The 20,703-nt window shown below is 57.9% G+C and carries 21 protein-coding genes; 17 read left to right on the forward strand and 4 right to left on the reverse strand.

Going from position 1 to position 20,703, the window contains the following annotated elements:
* The first annotated feature begins 68 nt into the window (after positions 1-68).
* Together IPP35_01090 and IPP35_01095 are read left to right on the forward strand one after the other, a co-directional pair.
* Positions 69-1,352, forward strand: coding sequence for an amino acid permease (locus tag IPP35_01090; protein MBL0057735.1), 1,284 nt, complete (start codon positions 69-71; stop codon positions 1,350-1,352).
* Complete coding sequence (locus tag IPP35_01095; GenBank protein MBL0057736.1) at positions 1,345-2,505, forward strand: hypothetical protein; 1,161 nt, start codon at positions 1,345-1,347, stop codon at positions 2,503-2,505. The genes IPP35_01090 and IPP35_01095 overlap by 8 nt, the downstream gene beginning before the upstream one ends.
* A gap of 5 nt (positions 2,506-2,510) precedes the next feature.
* On the opposite strand, the gene IPP35_01100 is transcribed toward IPP35_01095, so the two are convergent.
* The gene (locus IPP35_01100) at positions 2,511-4,094 is read right to left on the reverse strand and encodes a peptide chain release factor 3 (GenBank protein MBL0057737.1); all 1,584 of its coding nucleotides are present in this window, start codon (positions 4,092-4,094) and stop codon (positions 2,511-2,513) included.
* Between the two features lie 438 nt (positions 4,095-4,532).
* On the opposite strand from IPP35_01100, the gene IPP35_01105 reads away from it, so the two are divergent.
* From IPP35_01105 to IPP35_01145, 9 genes are all read left to right on the forward strand, one after another.
* Positions 4,533-6,224 carry a T9SS type A sorting domain-containing protein gene (locus IPP35_01105; protein ID MBL0057738.1) on the forward strand — a complete coding sequence of 564 codons (1,692 nt, stop codon included), beginning with the start codon at positions 4,533-4,535 and terminating at the stop codon, positions 6,222-6,224.
* Between the two features lie 124 nt (positions 6,225-6,348).
* A complete protein-coding gene (locus tag IPP35_01110; protein MBL0057739.1) occupies positions 6,349-7,329 on the forward strand; it encodes a tetratricopeptide repeat protein in 981 nt (326 codons plus the stop codon).
* Positions 7,326-8,552: a hypothetical protein gene (locus IPP35_01115; GenBank protein ID MBL0057740.1), complete on the forward strand. Its 1,227-nt coding sequence runs from the start codon at positions 7,326-7,328 to the stop codon at positions 8,550-8,552. Before IPP35_01110 ends, IPP35_01115 begins: the two co-directional genes overlap by 4 nt.
* Positions 8,549-9,976: a HAMP domain-containing histidine kinase gene (locus tag IPP35_01120; protein MBL0057741.1), complete on the forward strand. Its 1,428-nt coding sequence runs from the start codon at positions 8,549-8,551 to the stop codon at positions 9,974-9,976. The genes IPP35_01115 and IPP35_01120 overlap by 4 nt, the downstream gene beginning before the upstream one ends.
* Complete coding sequence (locus IPP35_01125; GenBank protein ID MBL0057742.1) at positions 9,973-10,281, forward strand: response regulator; 309 nt, start codon at positions 9,973-9,975, stop codon at positions 10,279-10,281. The genes IPP35_01120 and IPP35_01125 overlap by 4 nt, the downstream gene beginning before the upstream one ends.
* A 26-nt stretch (positions 10,282-10,307) precedes the next feature.
* On the forward strand, positions 10,308-10,661 hold the full coding sequence (locus tag IPP35_01130; GenBank protein MBL0057743.1) for a response regulator transcription factor: 354 nt from the start codon (positions 10,308-10,310) through the stop codon (positions 10,659-10,661).
* Between the two features lie 122 nt (positions 10,662-10,783).
* Positions 10,784-11,401 (forward strand): hypothetical protein, encoded by a 618-nt coding sequence (locus IPP35_01135; protein ID MBL0057744.1) that lies wholly within the window; start codon positions 10,784-10,786, stop codon positions 11,399-11,401.
* A gap of 538 nt (positions 11,402-11,939) precedes the next feature.
* Positions 11,940-12,398: a hypothetical protein gene (locus tag IPP35_01140; protein MBL0057745.1), complete on the forward strand. Its 459-nt coding sequence runs from the start codon at positions 11,940-11,942 to the stop codon at positions 12,396-12,398.
* A gap of 100 nt (positions 12,399-12,498) precedes the next feature.
* The gene (locus IPP35_01145) at positions 12,499-12,750 is read left to right on the forward strand and encodes a GlsB/YeaQ/YmgE family stress response membrane protein (protein ID MBL0057746.1); all 252 of its coding nucleotides are present in this window, start codon (positions 12,499-12,501) and stop codon (positions 12,748-12,750) included.
* A gap of 51 nt (positions 12,751-12,801) precedes the next feature.
* Here the strand turns inward: IPP35_01145 and IPP35_01150 are convergent, their stop codons facing one another.
* The 3 genes from IPP35_01150 to IPP35_01160 are packed head-to-tail and all read right to left on the reverse strand — an operon-like array spanning position 12,802 to position 14,926.
* Positions 12,802-13,137 (reverse strand): signal peptidase I, encoded by a 336-nt coding sequence (locus tag IPP35_01150; protein ID MBL0057747.1) that lies wholly within the window; start codon positions 13,135-13,137, stop codon positions 12,802-12,804.
* 41 nt (positions 13,138-13,178) lie between these two features.
* Positions 13,179-13,610 carry a hypothetical protein gene (locus IPP35_01155; GenBank protein MBL0057748.1) on the reverse strand — a complete coding sequence of 144 codons (432 nt, stop codon included), beginning with the start codon at positions 13,608-13,610 and terminating at the stop codon, positions 13,179-13,181.
* Between the two features lie 29 nt (positions 13,611-13,639).
* Positions 13,640-14,926: a DEAD/DEAH box helicase gene (locus IPP35_01160; GenBank protein ID MBL0057749.1), complete on the reverse strand. Its 1,287-nt coding sequence runs from the start codon at positions 14,924-14,926 to the stop codon at positions 13,640-13,642.
* 366 nt (positions 14,927-15,292) lie between these two features.
* Between IPP35_01160 and IPP35_01165 the strand changes: the two genes are divergently transcribed.
* The 6 genes from IPP35_01165 to IPP35_01190 are packed head-to-tail and all read left to right on the forward strand — an operon-like array spanning position 15,293 to position 20,703.
* On the forward strand, positions 15,293-16,279 hold the full coding sequence (locus IPP35_01165; GenBank protein MBL0057750.1) for an AAA family ATPase: 987 nt from the start codon (positions 15,293-15,295) through the stop codon (positions 16,277-16,279).
* A 30-nt stretch (positions 16,280-16,309) separates the two neighbouring features.
* Entirely contained in the window at positions 16,310-17,197 is an 888-nt protein-coding gene (locus IPP35_01170) for a DUF58 domain-containing protein (GenBank protein ID MBL0057751.1), read from the forward strand.
* Positions 17,198-17,830 carry a hypothetical protein gene (locus IPP35_01175; GenBank protein ID MBL0057752.1) on the forward strand — a complete coding sequence of 211 codons (633 nt, stop codon included), beginning with the start codon at positions 17,198-17,200 and terminating at the stop codon, positions 17,828-17,830.
* Positions 17,827-18,093 carry a hypothetical protein gene (locus IPP35_01180; protein MBL0057753.1) on the forward strand — a complete coding sequence of 89 codons (267 nt, stop codon included), beginning with the start codon at positions 17,827-17,829 and terminating at the stop codon, positions 18,091-18,093. Before IPP35_01175 ends, IPP35_01180 begins: the two co-directional genes overlap by 4 nt.
* The gene (locus IPP35_01185; GenBank protein MBL0057754.1) at positions 18,090-19,082 is read left to right on the forward strand and encodes a VWA domain-containing protein; all 993 of its coding nucleotides are present in this window, start codon (positions 18,090-18,092) and stop codon (positions 19,080-19,082) included. The genes IPP35_01180 and IPP35_01185 overlap by 4 nt, the downstream gene beginning before the upstream one ends.
* 19 nt (positions 19,083-19,101) lie before the next feature.
* Positions 19,102-20,703 (forward strand): VWA domain-containing protein, encoded by a 1,602-nt coding sequence (locus tag IPP35_01190; protein MBL0057755.1) that lies wholly within the window; start codon positions 19,102-19,104, stop codon positions 20,701-20,703.

Raw genomic sequence — 20,703 nt, forward strand, 5'->3', positions numbered from 1 at the left:
GAGGCTCTCCCATTAAAAATCAAGCATCCATTGGTTTCTGGACCGCGGTCGCTCTGGTCGTTTCGAACATGGTCGGCACGGGCGTGTTCACAAGCTTGGGCTTTCAGCTGGCCGCGGTGCCGTCGGCTTTTTGCGCGCTCTGCCTTTGGTCTCTGGGTGGCGTCCTGGCCGCTTGCGGCGCGTTAACCTATGCGGAATTGGCGGCCGCCATGCCTCGCTCGGGGGGCGAATACACTTATTTGGGGGAACTCTTTCACCCGGCCCTTGGATTTCTATCGGGCTGGGTGTCGGGGACGGTGGCGTTTGCGGCCCCCATGGCCCTTTCGGCCATGGCGTTCGGGCGCTATATGTCGGCGGTCTTTCCGTCGGTTTCTCCCCTGGTCCTTGGTCTGACGGCTCTCCTGGGGGTCTCGGCGGTGCACCTCTGGAGCGGAGACAAAGGCGCGCGTTTTCTGAACCTTTGGACGGCCATTAAAATATTGCCGATTGTGGCCATCGTTGTATTCGGTCTTTTCCTGGTTCCGAGCGCGGGGACCCACTTCGGGCCCGTGCGGGCGGATTTGGGGCGGTTGGTCAGTCCTGGGTTCGCCGTTTCCCTTGTTTATGTTTCCTATGCGTATTCAGGTTGGAACGCCTCCACCTACCTGGCGGGCGAGGTCTCTCTTCCCGCCCGGAACGTCCCGCGGTCCATTTTGTTCGGCACCGCCATCGTCACCGGGCTCTACCTCCTTTTGAACGCGGCGTTTTTGCGCGTGGCGCCCCTCTCCGAACTGGCAGGAACCTTGGAGGTCGGGAACGTGGCGGGAGACAAAATGTGGGGGCCGGCGGGGCGGATGTTTGTCGGCGCGTCGGTGGGACTGGGGCTCGTAGCGTCCCTGAGCTCTTTCATCCTGGCGGGTTCGCGGCTGGTGAAAACCATCGGAGAGGATTTTGCGAGAGCTGGTTTCCTCGCCCAAGTGAACCGTCGCGGAAATCCTCGGGCGGCGATTGTTTCTCAAGTTTTGATCGCGCTGGTTCTTTTCCTGACCTCTTCTTTCGAGCGCGTGATGACTTACATCGGGTTCACCCTCACTGTTTTTACCGTGCTCACCGTCTTGGCGGTGTTTCGGAGGCGCGCCCAGGGCGGAGTCGTGACGGGATACCGGACGTGGGGGTACCCGTGGACGCCCCTTGTGTTTTTGGGTTTCAACCTTTGGATGATGGTTTTTCTTTTGAAGGAACATCCCTGGGAATCCTTGGCCGGGCTGGGGACGTTGGCGGCCGGGTTTGGTGTTTATTGGATCCTGACGGCGACTGGGAAAACAGCTAAAATCATCGTGGAAAATAATTCTGAGAGGACAATAAATGCATAAACGCATGGGGTTGTGGGGGGTGGTCCTGATTTTGGCGGGTGGCGGAGGGGGGGAAGTTCAGGTTGCTTCGTCGAGCGGGTATCTCAACGGCGTGGCGCGATTGATGGCGGGGATGGACCCGGGTGAAGCGGGGTTTGAAAAATTGACGACGAGCCCCACATGGACGGATCACCAGGCATTTTTTGAAAAAAATTGGGCGGCGCTCTCCAAAAAGCGTCTGGACCCGGCGCGGGATTGGGCGGCGACGGACGTGAAGCCGGATCCCTCCCTCCAGACGCTGTTTTATCCTTTCAGCGGGCCGGATTTCATGAACGCCTATCTCTTTTTTCCGGATTGCGACACCTATGTTTTTTACAGTCTGGAAGCCCCGGGGGTCCCCCCGTCGGTGCGAAAGCTCAGCGACTCGGACTACGCGAACCTTTTAACCGACATCCGCGAATCCATGGACGATATTTTCCAAAGGCAATATTTCATCACGAAACGGATGATGAAAGAATTGCGGACCCCCGTCCTTCGCGGGAATGCGCCCCTGATCATGATTTTCATGGCGAGAATGAACCTGGATATCCTGTCGGTTGAGAATGTTCGGATCGGTTCGGATGGCACCCTTCGCGTTTCCTCCTCCACGGCGATCGGAGCCTTGGCGAAACGGGCCGCGGCGAATCCCGTCCCGGGGGTCCGGATCACCTTCCGGCGTCCGGAGGGGAAAACCCAAACCCTGGTCTACCTGTCCGTTGATGTGTCCGATAAGGGGTTGGCCTCCCACCCCGAGTTTTTGACTTATCTAAGCCAGGGTGGAACGGGGATCTCGTTCATGAAGTCAGCCTCCTACCTGCTTCATGGGTCGAATTTCTCAAAGATCCGCGCCTCGGTGCTTCGAAGCACGCGATACCTCCTGCAGGACGATTCCGGTCTTCCTTATCGGGCCTTCGGGAAAGGGGGGTGGACGGTGACGCTTTACGGGCGTTACACGAACGCCATCAAGGATTTCGGTGGGACGATTCAGCAGGACCTGGCCGACGCCTACACGGCCACGGAGCCGGCCCGGCTTCTCCCTTTCACCTTCGGCTACCATTGGTGGGACAAGCATTCCAATATTCAAATCGCTGTTAAAGACACTGAACCGGCCACCCCCGCGAACCCGAAAAAATAATCTTTTTAGTTGGTCTGCGGGAGGAGGGGGGACGGGCGCGCCTGGTCCCGGAGCGACACGCTGGGGTGGTTCTCCGTGAAATAATTCAAAGACCATTCGTCCCGGAAGAGAATGGCCGGGCCGCCTGCGCCGTCGGCGGCTAATTGCGATCCGAAAGGAATGCGCGCGTTGGACGGCAACGTCCCGTCCACCCAACGGGCCAGCTTCCAGGGGGCCGGTTCGAAACGGGAAGAAACCCCATACTCCGACTCCAACCGAAATTGCACGACCTCGAATTGGAGCGGTCCCACGGCGGCCAACAAGGGGGGGGCATCTTTAACGGAAAAGGATTGGACAATTCCTTCCAGCAGGAGCTGTTCCAATCCCTTTCGGAACGGCTTGTAATTCGCGGGGTTGGGGTTGTGGATGAAAGAAAAACTTTCCGGGGGAAACCGCGGAATTTCGTCGTAAATGAGGCCGGGGGTTTCGCTCAGCGTATCCCCGATTTTGAAGGCGGAATGGCCCACCAGCCCCACGATGTCTCCCGCGCGGGCTTCCTCCACTATCTCTCGATCCCGCCCGAAAAGTTTGAACGAGTTCGCGAGTTTTATCTTTTTATCGCTCCCCGAATGAAAAGCCGCCATGTCCCGCACGAATTGCCCCGAGCAGACTCTGAGAAAGGCCACCCGGTCCCGGTGGCGTGGATCCATGTTCCCTTGGATTTTAAAGATGAACCCCGAGAACGCCGGGTGGTCGGGAGAAATGGAACCTTGGGACGAGACCCGCGCCACGGGTCCCGGAGAATGGGCGAGAAAACCGTCCAATAGGAGTTGGACTCCGAAGTTATTGGAGGCGCTCCCAAAGAAGACAGGCGTCGTTTCGCCCCTGAGAATGGCGTCTCGATCGGAGGAGGCGCCCGCGTGGTCCAGCATGGCGGTTTCTTCGACAAAATTGGAATAACTCAACGGGTCCAGGTGTTGGGCGATCACGGGGTCCGCGGGGTCGTGGGCGGCTTCAGGCGCCCGGTAGGCTCCGCCTGGAACCCGTTCAAAGAGGTGCACATGCCGGCGGATACGGTCGTACACCCCCCGGAAATCAAACCCGGTGCCCAGGGGCCAGTTCATGGGGAAAGCCCGCAGGTTTAAGACCTTCTCCAATTCATCGATCAGTTCGAGGGGTTCTTTGGAGGGCCGGTCGAGCTTGTTGATGAAGGTGAAGATGGGCACCCGTCGTTGACGACACACCTCGAAGAGCTTTCGGGTTTGGCTTTCGATGCCTTTGGCGGCGTCGATGACCATGACCACGGCGTCCACGGCCGTCAAAACCCGGTAGGTGTCCTCGGAAAAATCCCGGTGGCCCGGGGTGTCCAACAAGTTGACGCGGTAACCATCGTAGTCAAATTGGAGCACGGTGGAGCTGATGGAAATGCCGCGCTTTTTTTCCAGCTCCATCCAATCCGAAGCGGTGGCTCGTTGGCTTTTCCGGGCCGTGACCGTCCCCGCCAAATGCACGGCCCCGCCGTAAAGCAAAAGCTTTTCCGTGAGTGTGGTTTTGCCCGCGTCGGGGTGCGATATGATGGCGAACGTTCGTCGCCGAGCGATTTCGTTCATGTCAGCGAACCTTTATTGAGGTGTCCCTCTGGTGGCCCAACAGCCGCGAAATAGAGCCAAGGTGGTTTAACGGTGATCCGTTCTTTTTTTGCAGGGCCGAGCGGGCGATGGAGGATAAAACGTAACCAATCGTGGGGTTTTCGCCCTCGAAACCCTATTTTGACTTATTTCGGAGTTCGAATCAAATGGTACCCCGATCGAAGCAGTCCCCCGCGAACGTCAAAACAAAGTCCGGCCAGGAAAAAGTTTTGCTATTAACCCTGGAAAATGGGGGAAATGGGAGTTAGACTTTGGAACGATTACCGAGTTGGGGGGATCTTAACGTTATTTCCCTGTTATATTTCAGGGGGATATCAGGGCACGGGCAGGGAGAATTCAGCGTTTCCGCGTATACTGGGGTTGTGACACAGGCCTTATTGGAGAAAAAGGGAAAAATATATGGGATTTCTCAGGAAACACCTTCGCGTGGTCCTCTTTCTCGGTTTTGCGTTTCTGCGGCCGATTCCGTCCTTTGGGTGTCTATCGATTTCCACTCCATCGTTTTCCGGGGTGACGGCCTTGGGATTGACGCTTCAATGGAATTCCGTATGTAGCACGGCGACGTTGAATTACAGCCAACTGGACGAGGATCCGGGATTCCTCTCCCCCTTCACCCAAATCACCGGAGGGCCTCCTTCCGTGTTTGGCTCCACCGCCCCCCTGATCCCAAACACGCTTTACTACGCCCAGGTGGCCACCACGTCGATCATGGCCGGGAGCGTCGCCCTGGGCTCCACGCGGACGTTGGCGAACCTCCCCGTTACGCTACCGGCCTCCGTCCTTTCCTCCTTTCAACTTCAGGCCCAATGGGGGACCAACAGCAACCCGGCGGGGACGGTTTTTGAAACTGAAATCTCCAGCGACGGTTTTTCGACGTTGGTTTCGTCCACGGCTACGACGGGCACCTCGTTTGTGTTTGGGGGCCTTTCTCCGAACACCCTCTATGACCTTCGGGTTCGAGCGATGAACGATGACGGCGTTCGGACCGTTTTTGTCCCGCTGGGTTCCACCTCCACCTTCGCTGAACCGCCGGGGGTTCCCGGCGTGCCCTTTTCCAATGGGACGGTGTCGGGGTTCCGCGTGAACTGGACCTCCGGGACGGTGCGCTGGAACCCTCCATCGACAAGCTACGAGGCGCAGATCTCGACCCAACCCGGTTTTATCAACACGGTGGATCGGTCCAGCACGGGGCTGTGGGCCGATTTTGGGGGCCTCGCCGAGGGAACAACCTATTTTGCTCGGGTTCGCGCGTTGAACCAAGACGGACTCTCCACCGTTTATGTCGGGCTGGGTTCAACGGCCACCGCCACGACTCCGTTCAACACGGGCGGTTCCTCCGCCACGATCCAAAGCCCGAACGGGAACGTGACCGTGATGGTGGCCAGCGGCACATTTTCCGAAGATTATCGGCTTTATCTCTCCACGGACCCCCTGCGGTTTCCCTTGGAGTCCCCCCAAACCCCTACCCAAATCATGGCGGCCGCCGAAAAACTGGATGGAAACGAAACCGTTCCCCGTACCCCCATCCCCAACGCGGTGGCGGAGATTCGAGCCAAGGACAATCTGGGGGCTCCCTTGACCGCTCAGCCCTCCAATTCGGTAGACGTCACCTTTACCTATCCCTCTTCCGACGGTCAAACCGTCGACGCGGTGACGGGGCTCCCGGTTCGGGCGCGCACCCTCGCGGTTTATCGATTGAATGAGGAGAAGAGTCTTTGGGTCCGCTTGCCCTCTTCTCAGGTGGACACGACCTTGCGAACGGTTTCAGCCTCGGCGCCGGGGTTGGGGGTTTTCACTCTGGTCGGGCAATTGGACACGAGCCTGGAGACGTCCTTCGCCTACCCGGTTCCTTTTCGCGCCAAACGAGGCGATTCCACTATTACGTTCGGGGATCTCTCTCAACTGGCCACCATTCGGATATTCAGCGCTTCGGGTCGCTGGGTTAAAACGCTGGAAGAAACAGACGGGGACGGGGAGCTGGTATGGGACGTCAAGGATGAAGATGGCGATCCCCTTCCCAGCGGGGTTTACTTCTTCCTGATTGAGAGCTCCGCCGATAAAAAACGCGGGAAGCTCGTGGTGATCCGGTAATCCCATGGGAAACCGATACGGAGCGGTTGAAAGGGTGGCCGGCCCATGGATAGTCTTTGCGCTTATTTTCGGTTCGGTAGCCCCTGTCCAGGCGAAACGGGCGGATTCCTTCGAGTTTTTAAGATTGCCGACCGGGGCCCGCACGTCGGCCTTGGGCGGGGCGGGCGTGGCGGAGGCAACGGGTTTGGCCGGAGCGCAAATTAATCCGGCCGGGTTGGGTCGCTTGTGGCGGGATGAAGTCGCGTTTTCCGGCGCCCGCTGGATGGACGACGTTCAATATCAAACAGCGGGTTATGCCCATCCGTTCGTCAAGGGCGGCGCGGTTACCGCCAACCTCTTGAGCTTAAACTACGGGGACATCCCAAGCTTCGCTCCAAGCGGGGGGGCGGAAGGGTCTGTTTCGGCCCGGGATTCCGCCGCTCGGCTCGGATACGGCCGAGGGTGGGGGGACCAATGTTGGTGGGGCGCCCAGGGGGTTTTGGCTCAGGAAACCCTGGCCGGTGAAACGTACCAAACTTTCGCCGTGGATGGCGGCGCTCTCTGGCTTCCGATCCGGAGAGGTATGTTCCAAACCCTGACGTTGGGGGCCGCCTTTAGAAACTGGGGCAAGAGTCCGTCCGGCGGGGCCCTTCCCCGCGCCCTGCAGGCGGGCGTTAACCTCCGGCCATTTTTTGAAGGATTAAGCGTTTCCGCGGACACTGTTCTGACCGGGGATGATCCTGCGATCTGGCTCGCCGGCCTCGAATATTGGGCCAAAGGGGTGGTGGCTTTCCGTTTGGGTTATAACGGTCGGGAGGCTCGGGAAGGATCCGGTGTAACGATGGGTTTCGGTTTTCGGGTTTTGGATCTGCAGGTCGATTACGGTTATGTGGGATTTGGAGCCCTGGGTGAGACCCACCACCTGGGACTGACCTACCGTTTCGGGAGCGTGGCGGAGCGGCACTATGAACGCGGCCTCGCCAGCCTCCAACAAAAGGATTACGCCCAGGCGGTGATCCATTTCGCCCGCGCTGTTTCCTTGGACCCCCAACATCGAAGGGCCATGAAGGGTCTTCGGGAGGCCAGCGCGAAACTCCAAGAACAGGACTCTGCCCGCCCCCGATGAGACGGATATTTCAACGGGGGGCCTTTCTGTGCGTGTTGATCGTCGGCGCGATGAGTGTTTTTGGAGCGGAAGCCGGAAAGGACTTTTTCGCCAACGGTCTCGCGGCCTACGAAAAGGGAGATTATGCCTCCGCCATCGATCAATTAACGGAAGCGTTGGTTCATCACCCCCGAGACCAACGGGCCCAGCGTCTGCTCGTGGCCGCCGGACAAAAGATGTTGAACCGTGAGGAAATGGGAAGGGTCCCCCAGGAGGATCTCCGCCAAATCATCGACCAAGCAGAAAAGGTCATGGAAGCCCGACGGCGGGAAATCCGGCGCGCTCTGGGGGAACTGAAAGTGGCCGACCGAGCCAGCCGTCGGCTGGCGCCACAGGAAACCCTCCGCGCCTGTCGCGGCGTGGACCTGGTGTTGGAAGTGACCCTGGGGGACGATCCGGACAGCCGACGATTTCGTGATTACCTGCATTCCGTGTGCGGGAATTTGGAAACAGCTCTCCTTTCCGGCATTATGTTGAATCCCGCGGATGAAAAACGGGTTCTGGGTTATGTGGCCTTTTGTCGGGGGGATTGGAAAGAAGCGTCCTCTTCCTGGGAGCAGGCGTTGCGACTTCAACCGAAAGACGAACATTTGCGGAACCTCTGGAGAGAGGCCGATGACCGGAACCGTCAAGCCGAGGCCCTGGTGAGGACGAATGAAATAATGGCGGCGGCTGAAACCGCCATCGCTCAGAACCGCGGCGAGGACGCCCTGGCCCTATTAAAAAAGGGGCTGGCCGAGTTCCCGGGCCATGAAGGGTTGCTGGCCCTCTACGAAAAAACCCAAAAGGAAGTCGCTCGCCAATGGCGCGATCAAATGGTTCTGTTCCACCGAACGGAAGCCTTCAAGAAACAACGCGCCGGTCGGTGGGTGGAGGCCGCGCAAAGTTGGTTGTCCGTTTTGGCGGAGGATCCTCTGGATCCGGAAGCGCGGGAACAATTAGAGCGAATACGTCGCCAACTCGCGGCGGGGATGGGACGGGCGAAAGAGGCCTCGCCTCCCCCATCCACCGACGCGCTGGACACCTCCGAAAAACTTTACACCTTGGGCTTGCTGAACTATGCCGATGGGGATTTGGATTCCGCCGTTAAGAACTTCCGATCTTGCTTAAAAACGAATCCGTCCCATGCCTATGCCCGCAAGGCCCTCGAGCGAGTGGAAGAGGAAAGGAAACCTCCACGTTGACGCTCCGAACCCGATTCGTCTTTTACGTGGCGGGGCTCACGGTGGGATCGTTTGTCCTTTACGCCGGGGCTCTTTCCTGGACCCAGCGTGAGTATTTAATAAAAGAACAAAACCGGGCCAACGTGGAAGAAAGCCATCGTTGGACCCTGCTTTGCGAACAATCCATTTTTTCCAAGGACGAAATCACTCTGGTGCATTACGTGCGCGAGTTGAGCCGATCCGGCGACGTGCGCTGGGCGTCGTTTTTGTCGGAGGATGGCCATATTTTGATGCACACCGATCTGCGGTTGAAAAACACCAGGGATGTCCACGAACTCAGGCGATGGTCCGGTCAAATGGGGCGATTCACCCAAATGAATCGAGCCGGTTCTGACGGCGAGCCTCTGACCGTATTGGCGGGGCCTGTGAGCCGGCGCGGCGAACAGTTCGGGGTGGCTCTTTTGGCTTTTGACAGGCGTCTCCAGACGGAGCGAATGAGAGTTCTGTTGGGGGCCTCCCTGCGGCGTTTTGCGGGGGCGACCCTCCTTTGTTTGGCCATCGGTGTCGGGATGGCTTTCGTTGTGGCGCGAGGGCTCGTGAGACCACTTCAGGAACTGACTGGGGCGGTTCGCCGTCTGGGGGCCGGCGATTGGAAAGCGCGGCCCGCGGTCTTTCGACGCGACGAAATCGGGCAATTGGCCTCGGCCTTTGCGGAGATGTCTCGCCGATTGGCGCGGTTGGACGAGTTGAAAGACGAGTTCGTGGCCACCGTGTCTCACGATTTGCGAAATCCTTTGGGGGCGATCACCATGGCGGCCCGTTATCTGGTGTCCCCTCCGTCGCCCCTCTCGGCTGAAACCGGACGGCAGGTGTTGGGAACGATTTTGATCAGCACGTCCAGGTTGCGGAACATGGTGGACAATCTGCTGGACGCGGCCAAAATCAAAGAAGGACCTCTTTCCTCCCTTCGGGAGGCCTTTTCCGTTGTCAACGTTCTTCAAGAACTTCATGATCTCTTTCGAGCCCAGGCGGAAGAATTCGGGAGGGTGTTTTGCTTGCGGGTCCCGGAGGATTTTCCCATGGTCATTGGGGACGAAGCGCAGACCTACCGCATTTTGTCTAATCTTCTGGCGAACGCGTTTAAATTCACCGCCGCGGGAGACCGCATTACCTTGTCCGCCCTATCGACGCCGGAGGGGCGGGTGGCCATCGAGGTTTCGGACAGCGGGCCCGGTATTTCCCCGGAGGATCTTTCCAGGCTGTTTTTGCGTTTTCAGACGGCGGAAAACGCGGGGGCGCAGGTCAAGAAAAAACAAGGAACAGGTTTGGGTCTCGCCATTGCCAAGGCCTTGGCGGAATCCCAAAACGGAACCCTGACGGTGGAGTCGGAGCTCCATCGGGGGACGACCTTTCGGGTGACTCTTCCCCAATGGAGGGCATCGTGAGCGGTTCGTTGTTGTTGGTGGAAGACGATTCGGGGCTGGCCAGCATGACCCGCCGATTTTTGGTTCAAGCGGGTTACCGGGTCACCCTGGCGGCGTCGGCGGAAGAGGCGCTTTCTCTAATTCAAAAGAACCGGCCGGACCTTGTCATCTCCGATGTGCAACTGCCTGGAATCACGGGGCTAAAAATGTGTGAGATACTCAAAAGCAACTCCGCCACGGCCTCCCTGCCCCTCATCCTCGTGACGATTCTGGGGAAGACCCAAGAGAAAGTCCAGGGACTGCGCATGGGGCTGACGACTATTTAACCAAGCCCTTTGAGGCCCAGGAGCTTTTGGCTCGGGTGGAGGCGGTTCTGCGGCGCGCGCGCGACGGGGGGGAGGTTCAAGCGGTTTTTAAGGTGGGAGGCGTGGAAGTGGATTCCACGCGGCGGGAAGTGACGGTGAAGGGTCAACGGGTCCTCCTGCGGAGAAAAGAATATGAATTGCTTTTACTTTTTGTTCGAAAACCAGGCCAACTTCGCACCCGGGAATCTCTCATTTCTTCCCTCTGGGGCGATGACGTGGTGGTAACGGCGAATGCGCTGGAGGCCCACATCAAAAACCTTCGCGCGTGTCTTGGGCCCTGCGGAAACCTCATCGAAACCCTGGTCGGCGAAGGTTACCGCCTGAACGATCGTTCGTCCTAACGCCCTCCTTTCAGGAAAATATCAGTCCCTATTCAGCCGGAATCCAGGCCCCTCGCGTAATATTCAGTTGGGGAGGAGACTACCTTCCCAAAGAAATACATTTCAAAAGCGAGGAGGAAACAATGAGTAACATCAAAATCCTGATGGCCGTTTGTCTCTTGGGGTTGGCCGCGGCTTGTTCACGGAATGTCAAAGATCGGTTGCTGGGAACCGGGGACCCTGCCGAAAGCGGTACCGGGTCGACCACGAACACGGCGTCGGCTCTCGACAACGAACTGATGAAAAAAGTGGCCGCTGATATCCAGCCGGAACTTACGGGGACGGGCGGTGGGTTTTCCGCCCTCGCCGTGTCTTCGGGGTGCACCCCTGGAAGTGTGACCATCAGTTCCACTCCCTACACATACCCGCCGACCGTCTACGGATCTTCCCGAACATATACGTTAAACGGGGTTTCGTATTTCACGGCCACCAACTGGCGCAGTTCGGGCGGAACACTTGTGTTCGTCACGGAACAGAACGGATCCTGTTTCGTGAACAGTTCCATCTACGGGACGTTGTCCAGTCAGGGGAGCTCTTTCACCCAGTGGTCCCCGGACGGTCTCCAGAATAAAAATCGCTGGTATTACCATCAATACACCTACAAATACCAGGGCGATGTGGTGATCGTGGAAGGCAAATTCACGATCGGAACCGAAACCGGTTCAACCGAATACCCTGTCAATTGGACGTTTAATATCTAGATCCAAGTCCCTGAACACCCCCCTCCCCGTCCTTGGGGGGGAGGGGGGGCGGTATTGAATCTTTCGTCATGTTGTAAGACCTGTCTCTTGGTATAATCCTCGGCATGGAAACCGGAGGGATGTTCGGAAAAAAATCGCTCGAGGGGCCCTCCCATGGAAAAATCAAACCATGGAGGGTCCAAGGAAACGGTTTGAAATGAAACATCCCCCGCGTGCCTCTTCCTGTTTGGGAACGGGTTTATGATTCGGCGGATATTTTCCAACAGATTCGACCCTATGGGGCGACACGGGCGGCCCTTGCGCCTCGCTCCCATGCCTTCGGTATTCCCTTCGAAAATAACACCCGCCTCCCAGCGCTCAGCGGGGCCCAGGCCGGTTTGTTCGAAGCCGTCAAATCCAGTCGTTTCGGGAGATGACGGGGCTTTCATGTTTGCCCAAGGAGGGGACCCTGTCGAGGATTGAGACCTTAAGCGACGGACGTTGGACCCGTTATTCGCATCCCGAGTTATTTTCGAAGGTCATACGAGGGGGCATTCCGGTGGTTCGGATCGGCGGCGGACACGATCCGGCGGCGCTTTTTCGAATGCTGGTGGTTCCGATGGCGGAACCCTTTGTCTTGGTTTATGTCCTGCATTCTCCCCGTTCCGGCGCCCGGGCCGGCCGGTATCAAAGCCCAAAAATGACCGTGGGTGAACTGCGCCTTTTTCTGGAACGGTTTTTCCCTTTTCTCTCGACAGATGCCCGTCACGATTTGTGGGTTCTTTCGCCCACCGAACAGGGGGCCGTGCTTTGGGACCGGCACGACCTCCTCACCGCCTGCGGGCCCCTGGACCACTGTTCCGAGACCCTGGAGACGCTTGGTTTTCGAGACGGAAACGTGAGTGTTCCGGATCCCCATCGGCACGCCCAAGACCACACCCTGGACGGGGAAGAGCGCGACCTCTTGGCCGCCCTGGAAGGGTCTTGGAGCGAATTGAAACCCGAGGAGATCGAGTAAACGGTTTATTTAATCAGAATTGACGATTCGAACGAGGAGGATTTTGATGGTAACGATGGATGTCCATTCAGGCAAGGCCTTTTTTGATTCCCTTGGAACGATGGGAATTGTTGGGACTGTCGTGCTCGGATTCCTGGCGGGGATTGTCGCGAAGGTGTTGATGCCGGGAAAGGCCCCCGGAGGGCTGGTCGTTACGACGTCATTGGGGATTGGCGGGGCCGGCTTGGCTTCCTATTTAAGGCATCGGTTTCACTGGACTTTCAGCCGTGATCCCCACGGGTTTTTGGCCGCCGTGGCCGGCGCCTTCTTCATTCTCATGGTTTACCGGTTGGTTTTTCATCGAAGGAAATAAAAAAACAGGAGGTCCGGGTTTCCCCGAACCTCCTGTCCTGATCGGAAATAGTTAAACCGCTTTCGGCGTAGCGAGGTCGTCCCCAAAGGCGAGGATGGGCCAGAAGATGAAGGGAAGAAGAAAAAGGCCAACGCCGAACCCAGCGCCTTTTCCAAAACGCTCTGCCAAACCCAAGGTCACGAGTAAGAAAAAGACCAGGTTGATGAGGGGGATCAGCATCAACAATAACCACCATCCGGGTTTGCCGGCGATCTTTATCAGAACGTAGAGGTTAAAGAAGGGAATCAAACTGGCCCATCCCGGCTGTCCCGCCTTGACAAAAACCTTCCAAACGCTGACGATGACCAGTATCGAGACCGCCAATGCCAACAAGTCTGTGATTTTCATAGGTCCATCCTCCTAAAAAACCCCCATGAGGGGCTGATTGTTTATTCTGCCGCGTAGGTGATGACGCTTTTCCATTCCAGACGAAAATCGCAGACGCCGGTGGTTCCGATATTCATGGTTTCCTGGCAGACCAGCCGGCCTTCCGCCCGTTCCCTGCGGGAATCTAAGGCGGTTTTTATTTCTTCGGACAGGTCGAAACTCCCGCGTTCTCCGCCACAGCGCCCGGGGCAGGGGGCCGAAAAATCACAGACGTCCCCGGCTCCGATGGTGCGGGACCGCTCCTCAAAAACTTCGGCTTGAGGGGTAATGAAGGAAAGGTGGAGCGCAATGGACGTGACGGAGTGGAACCGTTCTTTAAGAATCCCCGCGGAACGAGCGCCCCGTTCCGCCTCGGCGCGCCGCAACACTTTTTGTTGATTTTTATTGGGCCCGGCGGGGCCTCGTCGTCTCTTGGGTTTAAAGAATGCTGGCATAGGTTATCCTCTCCTCTCCATCATGGGGTTTATTTCCATCGGAAACCGCCTCGAACACGAACCGGGCGTTGAGGCGCTTGTGACGAAGGGCGGTCCTTCCCTCCCGCGGGTCCCTGTCGATGGGACGACGGGCCGCCATGGGACGAGCGGTTTTTTTGCCCATGCCCCTGGGACGAACGACCCTTCTGTCCCTGGGAGGCGCGGCCTCGGAAAGACCAGCCGATCTCACCCTGGGGCGCGCGGCGGTGAAAGCCCGGCGGCCCATGTTTCGGTGGTTTATTGTATTGAAAATCGGGAAGAGTCGCCCGTGGGAAAACGATCGCGATAAAGCGCTCGATTCCCTTCACAAAAGATTCCTCTTGGGGATCCACGAACATCAGGGCGTCGCCCACCCCGTAGGCCCGCGCCGTTCGGCCCACGCGGTGAACGTAGTCTTCGGGAAAACGAGGGACGTCGAAGTTGACCACGTGGCTGATATTTTTGACGTCGATCCCCCGCGCCGCGATGTCGGTGGCCACGAGGATCTGGGTGCGCATTTGCCGGAAGTCGTCCATGGCTTTTTGTCGTTGGTTTTGGGAACGGTTGGAGTGGAGAGTGCCGACCCGGTAGCCCTCTTCTTGCAGTCGGGAGGCCACCTTGTCCGCCCCGTGCTTTGTTCGGGTAAAAACCAGGATCGAACGCATTTCCGTTTCTTTCAAGAGAGCCAAAAGAAGGCCGGCTTTCTGTGATTGAATGACGGGGTAAAGGATCTGGCTGATGCCCTCTGCCACCGTTGAAGGGCGGGCGACTTCCACCCGCAGGGGATTGCGCGTGGCGAAAGCGGCAATACGTTCCACATCCTCATGAAGAGTGGCTGAGAAAAGCTGTGTTTGGCGTTCCGTGGGCACGTGTTTGAGGACGGCTTTTATGTCGGGAAGGAACCCCATGTCCAGCATGCGGTCGGCCTCGTCTAAAACCAATTGTTCAATGTATTTCAAGGAAAAGTTGCCCTGGCGCATGTGATCCAAGAGGCGGCCCGGGGTGGCCACCAGGATGCTGGCCCCGCTCTGAATGGACCGGACTTGCCCGGAGTGGCTGACACCGCCAATGACCACGGCCGTTTTAAACCGGGTATATCGCCCGCATTCCTGAAAAGTTCGCTCGACCTGCACCGCCAATTCTCGCGTGGGGACCAGCACGAGGGCGCGCAAGCCGTCCCCTTCTTTGGTCAATAGATGGTGAAGGACGGGGAATGCGAAAGCCGCCGTTTTTCCGCTCCCGGTCTGGGCGCACCCCAGGATGTCACGTCCTTCCAGGGCGGGGGGATCGCCTGGGATTGGATGGGCGTCGGCTGGGCATAGCCCAACGCTTTGACCGCCCGGAGCAAGTCCGGGTGAAGATTAAACTGTGTGAAAGGCATGGATTCTCCAAATTCCTACGAAATAAAAAAACCGCAAGGGCCAATGTCCGTTGCGGTTAATCCCAACGTCGCCAATGCCGTTATTTTTGTGTTTTGATAACTATGACATTTCCCGGAGGGCGCGTAAAGACCTTCCGGTGTCTCAGGGAGCGGCGCCTCCCCTGGTTGCGTTTTTGTTCCCTGTGTGTAAAATATGAACGGCTAGGGTCGCGGATGAACTTTTGGGCGAGTCGTTCGTTGTAAATGCAAGCGCTTTCAACCCCCTTCAAACGGAGAAAAAAACATGACCAGCGATATTCGCGCCATAAATGAGAAAGTGAAGCAGGAGAGCATTTTCGTAGAGGAAGTCTTAGGGGAGCTGAACCGCGTCATTGTGGGCCAACGGGCCCTGCTGGAACGCATGCTGGTGGGCCTTTTGGGGCATGGTCATTTGCTTTTGGAAGGCGTCCCGGGCTTGGCGAAGACCCTGGCCGTTCGAACCCTGGCCAGCGCCATCGAAGCCCAATTCCAGCGGATCCAGTTCACCCCCGACCTTCTGCCGGCGGACGTCGTCGGGACCTTGATCTATCATCCGAAAGATGGGCAGTTCACGGTCAGAAAGGGGCCTGTATTTACGAACCTGCTTTTGGCCGACGAAGTCAACCGGGCGCCAGCCAAGGTCCAGAGCGCTCTTCTGGAAGCCATGCAAGAACGCCAGGTCACCATCGGGGACGCCACTTACCCCCTGCCGGACCCCTTTCTGGTCCTCGCGACCCAAAATCCCATCGAACAAGAAGGAACGTACCCGCTCCCGGAGGCCCAGGTGGACCGTTTTATGCTGAAATTGAAGGTCACCTATCCCTCCCGGGAGGAGGAAAAGACGGTGATGGAGCGCATGAGCCAGCCCCATCCCCCCACGGCGCGGCGGGTCATCTCCCTGGCCCGAATCGCCCAGGCCCGGCAGATCGTCGATGAAATATATGTGGACGACAAAGTGAAGAACTACATTTTGGATATCGTGGCCGCCACCCGTAAACCCGAGGGGAGGCTGGAGCGGTTAAAGCCTTTGATCCGCTTCGGGGCCTCACCCCGGGCGACCCTGGCTTTGCATAAAGCGGCCCAAGGGTTCGCTTTTCTGCGGGGCCGCGGCTATGTGACCCCGGAAGACGTGAAGAACATCGGCCCGGACGTGCTTCGCCACCGCATCCTCCTGACCTACGAGGCGGAGGCCGAAGAGAAAACCACCGACGACGTGATCCAAGATATCTTTAACGAGGTGGATGTGCCCTAAGGCACTCGCAACGGGAACAGGACCCCTCTCGTGGAAGAAAAACCCCGGACACCGGCCGACGTCTTAAAGTGGGTGCGGAAATTGGAGATTACCGCGCGCCGGCTTGTGAACGATACCTTCGCCGGCCAGTATTCCAGCACCTTTAAGGGCCGGGGTATGGAGTTTTCCGAAGTGCGGGAATACATGCCCGGGGACGATGTGCGTTCCATCGACTGGAACGTGACCGCCCGCACCGGGAACCCCCACATTAAAAAGTTCGTGGAAGAACGCGAGCTCACGATCCTATTTTTAGTGGACGCGAGCCGGTCGCTCCATTTCGGTTCCCGCGATCAGTTCAAGTTCGAACTGGCGGCGGAGGTGACCGCCGTTTTGGCTTTCTCCGCCTTGGCCAACAACGACAAAACCGGATTGATCCTGTTTTCCGACCGCGTCGAAAAATTCATACCGCCCCGCAAATCCCGGGGCCATATCCTGCGGCTTATCCGCGAAGTGTTGAGCTTCACGCCCCAGCACCGGGGCACCTCTCTCAAGGCCGCGCTGGATTTTGTAAGCCACGTCCAACGCCGGCGGGCCGTGGTGTTCGTCCTGAGCGATTTTATGGATACCGGCTACCAAAAATCCCTGGCCATCGCCCAGCGGCGGCACGATTTGATCACCGTCCCCGTGGAGGACGGCTGGGAGAAGAAACTTCCCGCCCGGGGCCGATGGTTGTTGGAAGACGCCGAGACCGGCGGGGCGAAGATCGTGGAGGCCGGGAGCGCCGGGAAAGACTATGTTCGTTCCCAGGCGGCGCGGCGGGAACGGTTGGAAAGCGAATTCCGGCGCGCGGGGGTGGACTCCATCTTCATTGAAACCGGGCGGGCCTACACCCCCGCCTTCCTGCGGTTTTTCCGCGAGCGCGCCAAACGGATGCACTGAATGAAAAAGATTTTCGCCCTTGTGATCTTGTTCCTTTCCGGCGCGGCCTATGCCACGGTTCGGTTGGAGACGTCTTTGGAACCCCGGCAAGGGACCGTGGGGGACCCGTTGACGCTGGAGGTCAAGACCTCGGCGCAAGAACCTGGGAACTGCCGATTGGAGGTGGGCGCCATGGCGGGGCCCTTCGAGGTTCTCCAGGTTTCCACGGCTCCGGACCGGCGGGACGGGGGGCGGGTCCAACGGGATTTCAAAATCACGCTGACTCTTTTTGACGTGGGCGTTTCGACCCTTCCGGCGTTGACCATGCGGTGTCAGGAACAAGGGAAAACGACGGAGGTTAAAACCCCGGAAATTCCCGTGACCATCAAGAGCGTCTTGACCCCGGAATCCAAAGATATTCGCGGGTTAAAGGGACGGCTAAAAAAAGTCGCGAATTGGCCCGTGGTGTTGATTTTACTGGGTGTCCTTTTGGTCCTGGGCGGGTTGGCGGGGTGGCTTCGATTCCGACCCGGAAAAGCGTTTCTTAAACCCAAGGGACCACCGCCGGTTCCTCCCCACCTTCGAGCCCTGGAAGATCTCCAACGGCTGGAGGAGATCTCACCCTCCCTGCCAAGGCCTTTTACAGTCGGTTGACCGACATTTTGCGGGCCTATTTGGAAGGGGCTTTTCAAACGCCGGCCATGGATCGAACCACGGCGGAGATCTCCATGGAATTGAAGTCCCTTTCGATCACGATGGATCAGAGATTAGGGCTTCGCGTTGTTCTGGAAGACGGCGATTTGGCCAAATTCGCCAAGCTGGAACCCACCGATAGCGAAAGATTGAAAGATTTTGACCGTGTGCGGGATTTCGTTTTGGCGACAAAACCGATGGAGACCCGGGAGGGGGGAAAATGACCTTTGCGCATCCGCGGCTCCTATGGTGGTTGTGTTTGATCCCTCTTTTGGCCTTTTACGATTATCGTTGGGGTTTCTTGGCGCGCGCCAAGGTGACCTTTTCAGCGCTGTCTTTGTTGGGGCGTTCGCCGCTCGGGAGGCCCCTGGATCACGAGCTTCGGTCGGCTTTGCGGTTAGGCGCACTGGCTCTCCTGATCGTCGCCTTGGCCCGACCCCAGGAGGGACAGGAGCGGCGGGAGGTGACTTCGCCGGCCACCGACATTGCCCTGGTTTTAGATATTTCCGACAGCATGCGGAGCCTTGACTTCGCGCCACGCAACCGGTTTGAAGCCGCTTTGGACGTGTTGCGTCAGTTCATCAAGGATCGCCCGGATGATCGGTTGGCCTTGGTTTTGTTCGCCAAATACGCCTTCACCCAATGCCCTCTCACCCTGGATCACGGGGCGTTGTTGGGTTTCTTGGACAACGTTCACATCGGGCTCATCGAGGAGGATCGGACCGCCATCGGGTCTGCCATTGCGGCCGCGGTGTCGCGATTGAAAGGAAGTGAGGCGAAAACGAAACTCATCGTTCTGTTGACGGACGGACGGAACAATTCCGGCGACGTGGACCCCGTCACCGCCGCCAAGGCGGCGGCCGCCTTCGGCATTAAAATTTATACCGTCGGCGCCGGGGCGCCCGGCGGGGGAATGATCGAAGTGGACGACCCCAACTTCGGGAAACGCCGGGTTAAGTTGCCGGAAAATGAATTGGATGAGGCGACCCTTCTCGAAGTGGCGCAACGGACCGGGGGCTCCTATTTCCGCGCGACAGATTTTGAAAGCCTGAAAGGCATCTATCAGAAAATCGATCAGCTGGAAAAAACCGACGTCAAAGTAGAAACCTACTCAGACTACAAAGACGAACACGTGCCCTTTTTGGTCATGGCTTTCTTTTTGATCGCCTTGGAAAACCTGTTGGCCATGACCCTCTGGAGGCGCGTGCCTTGAAATGGACGAGGCGGATATCATGAGTTGGACCTACGTCAACGCCTTTTATTTATTGGCGGTTCCGCTGGTTCTTTTGGTGTTGACGGTGGCTTGGTTTCGGTGGAAATCACGCCTCCTGGCCGAGTCGGGCGATGCGACGGTTTTAGCGCGCCTCATCGACGCCAAAACGCCCCGGCAACAGGGAGTGAAAGCGCTCTTCCTTCTTTTGGGTCTCGTCCTGCTTGTCTTGGCCCTGGCGGGCCCCCGGTGGGGCCAGCAGTTTCAAGAAGTCCACCGGCGCGGCGTGGATGTCTTGATCGCCATGGATGTCTCTTCCAGCATGTTGGCCGAGGACGTCAAACCCAACCGGCTGACCCAGGCGAAACGGGAACTGAGCACGTTGATCGGCCTTTTGGAAGGGGACCGCGTGGGGTTGGTGGCTTTCGCGGGAACGGCCTTTTTGCAATGTCCGCTCACCTTGGATTATGGCGCGGCGCGCTCTTTGCTGGACCTTTTGGAGCCGAGCCTTATTCCCCGGCCCGGGACCAATTTGGCGGCCGCGATAACGACCTGCTTGGACGCTTTCCCCAAAGAGGCGGGAAAACACCGGGCCCTTGTGTTGTTAACAGATGGGGAAGACCATTCGGGTCAACTCGATATGGCGATCGGACGCGCCGCCGCGGAGGAGGTTCGGATTTTCACCATCGGATTTGGGAACGCCACGGGCGAAATCATTCCCTTGCGCGACGACAACGGAAATGTGACGGGTTACAAGAAAGACAAAAACGGACAAACGGTTCTCTCTAAAATGGACGAGACCGCTCTCCGGAACATCGCGGCGAAAACGAAAGGGGCCTATTTCCCGGCGTCCCAGGGAGAGGTGGAAGTGACGAAGATTTTGGAAGAAATCGGTCGTATGGAAAAGAAAGAATTGGACAGCCGTGTCTACGGTCAGGGGGAGAACCATTACCGATGGCCCCTGTCGTTGGCCCTGGTGTTTTTGTTGTTGGAATTTATCTGGCCCGAAGTTCGGCGTCATTGGACCTTGGTCTTTCGGGACCTGCGGGCTGGACGGTTTCTCGCGGGATTCCTTTTTTTGCTCCTATTTTTGCCCGGCCGGTCGGAGGCACTGGGGCGTTATCCTCGGTCCAGCGAACTGGCTCCGGGGGTTCAAAGCCATCCCGATGATCCCGAAGCCCGATTCAATTTAGGCCACGCCCTTTACATCGAAGGGAGCTACGCGGCCGCGGCGGAAGCCTACGAAAAAACCGCCGAAGCCGTGGCGGATCCTCGCTCGAAAGCCGCCGTTCTTTATGACGCGGGGAACGCCTATTACCGTCAAGGGAAATTGGATCAAGCCATGGAGAAATACAAACAAGCCCTACGCCTAAACCCGGCGGACGTGGACGCGAAGCACAACCTGGAACTTTCCAAGAAATTGGACAAACAGCAAAAGGAGCAACAAAAAAAGAACGGGAAGCCAAAGGACGACAAGTCCGATCAAAAACCTCAGCCCAAACCGGGTGAGATGTCCAAAGAAGACGCCCAGCGGTTGTTGGAGGCCATGGCCCAGGAAGAAAAGTCAGCCAAGGAAAAGGCGGGAAAACAAAAACCTGAACCGCCGACCGGGGAAGACTGGTAA

The sequence above is a fragment of the Elusimicrobiota bacterium genome, assembly GCA_016721625.1.
In the GTDB taxonomy this organism is placed as follows: Bacteria; Elusimicrobiota; Elusimicrobia; order FEN-1173; family FEN-1173; genus JADKHR01.

Coding starts and splice junctions, on each gene's coding strand:
- IPP35_01090 (MBL0057735.1), top strand. CDS start 69: ATGGTCGGCACGGGCGTGTTCACAAGCTTGGGCTTTCAGCTGGCCGCG.
- IPP35_01095 (MBL0057736.1), top strand. CDS start 1,345: ATGCATAAACGCATGGGGTTGTGGGGGGTGGTCCTGATTTTGGCGGGT.
- IPP35_01100 (MBL0057737.1), bottom strand. CDS start 4,094: ATGAACGAAATCGCTCGGCGACGAACGTTCGCCATCATATCGCACCCC.
- IPP35_01105 (MBL0057738.1), top strand. CDS start 4,533: ATGGGATTTCTCAGGAAACACCTTCGCGTGGTCCTCTTTCTCGGTTTT.
- IPP35_01115 (MBL0057740.1), top strand. CDS start 7,326: ATGAGACGGATATTTCAACGGGGGGCCTTTCTGTGCGTGTTGATCGTC.
- IPP35_01135 (MBL0057744.1), top strand. CDS start 10,784: ATGAGTAACATCAAAATCCTGATGGCCGTTTGTCTCTTGGGGTTGGCC.
- IPP35_01145 (MBL0057746.1), top strand. CDS start 12,499: ATGGGAATTGTTGGGACTGTCGTGCTCGGATTCCTGGCGGGGATTGTC.
- IPP35_01150 (MBL0057747.1), bottom strand. CDS start 13,137: ATGAAAATCACAGACTTGTTGGCATTGGCGGTCTCGATACTGGTCATC.
- IPP35_01155 (MBL0057748.1), bottom strand. CDS start 13,610: ATGCCAGCATTCTTTAAACCCAAGAGACGACGAGGCCCCGCCGGGCCC.
- IPP35_01165 (MBL0057750.1), top strand. CDS start 15,293: ATGACCAGCGATATTCGCGCCATAAATGAGAAAGTGAAGCAGGAGAGC.
- IPP35_01175 (MBL0057752.1), top strand. CDS start 17,198: ATGAAAAAGATTTTCGCCCTTGTGATCTTGTTCCTTTCCGGCGCGGCC.
- IPP35_01185 (MBL0057754.1), top strand. CDS start 18,090: ATGACCTTTGCGCATCCGCGGCTCCTATGGTGGTTGTGTTTGATCCCT.
- IPP35_01190 (MBL0057755.1), top strand. CDS start 19,102: ATGAGTTGGACCTACGTCAACGCCTTTTATTTATTGGCGGTTCCGCTG.